The 3713-nt window shown below is 40.7% G+C and carries 1 protein-coding gene and 3 pseudogenes; 2 read left to right on the top strand and 2 right to left on the bottom strand.

Features of this window, described 5'->3' with window-relative positions; all coding sequences use genetic code 11:
* A pseudogene (locus NI466_RS15565) lies at window positions 1–109 on the bottom strand (IS5/IS1182 family transposase); the annotation flags it as partial.
* A 132-nt stretch (window positions 110–241) separates the two neighbouring features.
* Window positions 242–437 (bottom strand): annotated as a pseudogene (locus NI466_RS15560) (IS3 family transposase); the annotation flags it as partial.
* A 62-nt stretch (window positions 438–499) separates the two neighbouring features.
* Between NI466_RS15560 and NI466_RS15555 the strand changes: the two are divergent.
* Both NI466_RS15555 and NI466_RS15550 read left to right on the top strand, forming a co-directional pair.
* A pseudogene (locus tag NI466_RS15555) lies at window positions 500–802 on the top strand (transposase); the annotation flags it as partial.
* A 42-nt stretch (window positions 803–844) separates the two neighbouring features.
* Entirely contained in the window at window positions 845–3511 is a 2667-nt protein-coding gene (locus tag NI466_RS15550; RefSeq protein ID WP_005100732.1) for an excinuclease ABC subunit UvrA, read from the top strand.
* The last annotated feature ends 202 nt before the right edge of the window (window positions 3512–3713 follow it).

Raw genomic sequence — 3713 nt, 5'->3', positions numbered from 1 at the left:
TAACTGTTCGAAGTAATTCATTTCGCTCTAGCGAGCTACTCTTTGTATCTTTCCATGGTTTCGCATTTTTTCTAGGTGGAATCACCGCATGCCCTTGCCGATCTGCAATGAACCGTACCGGGTTTGTCGGAGACTTTTATTTAAGTTAGGCCACCTGACCTAACGGGTTAATCTTATAATCGTACATTGCTTCAAGCTCAAAAGACGACACATAACTCAGCGCATCAAGCACCATATCTGTATTCTTACCACGCCATACACCTTGTATTTCAAGATTTTGCATCAATCGAGAACTGTATAGCGCGCAATAACATAACTTCTCGTTGCAGTTGTTGCCAGACTTTACGAACGCCATACCGGCCCGAACTTTCTTTCCAAATTCGTTTGATTTGCTTAGCATGATGAAAATCATGTAGATCTCGTTTTGCTCGATGTTCCCTTGCGAAGCGATGCGCTTCTCATCGCAGGAAAGTTGGTCTCCGACAAACCCGGTACGGTTCAGTATCCAAAAATTGGAGAATCCTGGCGGGCAAATTGGAAAAATATCCGAACGATCTTTAGCTATCCTGCTGAAATACGTCATGCGATTTATACAACAAATGCAATTGAATCATTGAATAGCGTGATCCGCCATTCAACTAAAAAGAGAAAGATCTTCTCTTCTGATGATTCAGTGAAAAAGGTCATTTATTTAGCAACTTCAAATGCTGCTAAAAAATGGACCATGCCAATTCAAAATTGGCGTTTAGCAATGAATTGGTTTACGATTCAGTTCGATGATCGATTAAAAGATCATTTATAAAAAATAAGACTTACACAAAATAATTTACAGGCTCGTAGAAACATGAAAATACATTCTTTTGGTGAACACAATAACATTACTTTATCTAATAATTGTATTGAAGTTCGAGGTGCACGTGAGCATAACCTTAAGGATGTAGATGTTTCTATCCCAAGAAATGCACTTGTTGTTTTCTCAGGTGTATCGGGTTCAGGAAAATCATCACTTGCTTTTGGAACTATTTTTGCTGAAGCACAAAGAAGATATTTCGAATCTGTTGCACCTTATGCAAGACGCTTAATAGATCAGGCCGGAGTACCAGATGTTGATGCTATTGATGGTCTACCACCAGCAGTAGCATTGCAACAACAACGTGGTGCAAGTAATACCCGTTCTTCTGTTGGAAGTGTAACAACTTTATCAAGTCTCGTGCGAATGATTTATTCGCGTGCTGGTGCATATCCTGCCGATCAGCCAATGTTATATGCCGAGGACTTTTCACCGAACACTCTTCAAGGTGCTTGTCCTACCTGTCATGGTTTAGGTCACATTTATGAAGTTACAGAATCGACAATGGTTCCTGACCCAACACTCAGTATTCGTGAGAGAGCTATCGCATCATGGCCACCTGCTTGGCACGGGCAAAACTTACGCGATATCCTAGTAACCCTAGGGTATGATGTTGATCGACCATGGAAAGATTTACCGCAATCGGATAGAGACTGGATTTTATTTACTGAAGAAACCCCAACAGTTCCTGTCTATGCTGGTTTAAGCCCCGCTGAGACTCAATCTGCACTTAAACGTAAACTAGAACCCAGCTATATGGGCACTTTCACTGGTGCTCGTCGCTATGTCCTTCATACTTTTGCTAATACCCAAAGTACGTTGATGAAAAAACGTGTTTCACGTTTTATGGAAGGAAAAATATGCCCTTCCTGTCATGGTAAACGCCTTAAACCAGAAGCCTTATCTATTACCTTTGCTGGAGTAGATATTGGTGAGTTTATGCAACTTTCTTTGGATAAGTTAACTTGCCTGCTTGAGCCCATTGTTCTTGGCAATTTCGACGCTCATGATGCTGGAGAAAAGACTAATAATAAAGTAACCCAACTTGATAGATCCGAACGAGCAACAACAGGTAGAGCAGTGCATTCTGTATCTCCAGATGTAAGACGTACGTCAGCACTTTCAGATGAAAAGAAAATTGCTGCCCAGCGTTTAGCAAATGGTGTGGTGGGGCGTTTAAATCAATTACGCCAGTTAGGTCTTGGTTATCTAACATTAGATAGAGCCACACCGACTCTTTCAGCGGGAGAGTTACAACGTTTGCGTTTAGCAACACAATTAAGTTCTATGCTATTTGGTGTAGTTTATGTACTGGATGAACCGTCTGCTGGATTACATCCTTCAGATAGTCAGTCATTATATGATTCTCTCGATAAATTAAGAGACGCTGGAAACTCCGTATTTGTTGTAGAGCATGATTTAGAGCTCATGCGTCGTGCTCAATGGTTAGTGGATGTTGGACCAGATGCAGGAGAGCAAGGTGGTAATATTTTATATAGTGGAGTACCTCAGGGTTTAAGTGAGATTTCAGCTTCACGTACTGCAAGTTATTTATTTAATAAAATCCCAGTTACGCAAAGTTATGGACGTACACCCTCTGGTTGGCTTGAACTTAACAATATTTACCGACATAACCTGCATAATATTGATGCTCGTATACCTCTTGGTGTACTTACAGCAGTTACAGGTATTTCAGGTTCAGGTAAATCTAGTCTCGTTTCTCAAGCTTTACCCGAGTTAGTACTTTCATATTTAGGCAATGAATCTGAAACTGAAAACAATAATGAAAATAATCCTTTAAATGAAGGAATGTTGGTTACCGAGGTTACACAGGGTTCTCTGGCTGGTGATGTGGAGGCTATACAGCGTCTGGTACAGGTTGATCAAAAACCAATTGGCCGTACTCCACGTTCTAATCTGGCAACTTATACGGGTTTATTTGATCATGTTAGAAAGTTATTTGCTGGGACTCCTGAAGCTCGCCAAGCTCATTATGATGCTGGACGTTTTTCGTTTAATGTGGCTAAAGGGCGATGTGAAACTTGTGAAGGTGAAGGCTTTGTCAGTGTAGAATTATTGTTTATGCCAAGTGTATATGCCCCTTGTCCGACATGTCATGGTGCTCGATATAATGATGACACTCTGAAAATTCGCTGGAATGGACGTAATATTGCTGAAGTATTAGGAATGACCGTCAATGAAGCACGTGATTTTTTTGATGGAGAGGTCTCGATTGCTCGTTCACTACAATTATTAAAGGAAATTGGCCTTGGTTATTTACGTTTAGGGCAACCAGCGACTGAACTATCTGGTGGAGAAGCGCAACGTATTAAATTGGCGACCGAGCTGCAACGCAATCAGCGTGGAAATACACTGTATATACTTGATGAGCCAACTACAGGTTTGCATCCATCAGATGTAGATCGATTGTTAGTTCAATTGCAGCGATTAGTCGATGCGGGTAATACCGTGGTTATGATTGAGCATGATATGCGTGCCGTTGCACAAGCAGATTGGGTGATTGATGTGGGACCAGGTGCTGGAAATGCTGGTGGGAATATTGTTGTGGCAGGAACACCAAAACAAATAACAGAAAATCAAGATAGCCGTACTGCTCCATATTTAGTTAATGAGTTAGTGAGTCGTGATACTAAACATTGATATTGCGAGTGGGTAGAATAAAACCTTAAATTAAAAGCCTGTAAAATCAATCAGATATTTTTTGTTTTAGGTGGTGTGTGAGCATGAAATCTAAAATTTTTTTCAACTAAGGGCTTTGTTGCACAAACCTATCTGTAAAGGCTTTTTCAGCGATATAATTTTCAAATGAAGAAGCCTACACACAAAATCTACCGCACAACCA

The organism is Acinetobacter lwoffii (assembly GCF_024129595.1).
Classification (GTDB): domain Bacteria; phylum Pseudomonadota; class Gammaproteobacteria; order Pseudomonadales; family Moraxellaceae; genus Acinetobacter; species Acinetobacter lwoffii_O.
The sequence above is the reverse complement of the archived record's forward strand: the minus strand, read 5'-3'. Positions and strand labels throughout refer to the sequence as shown.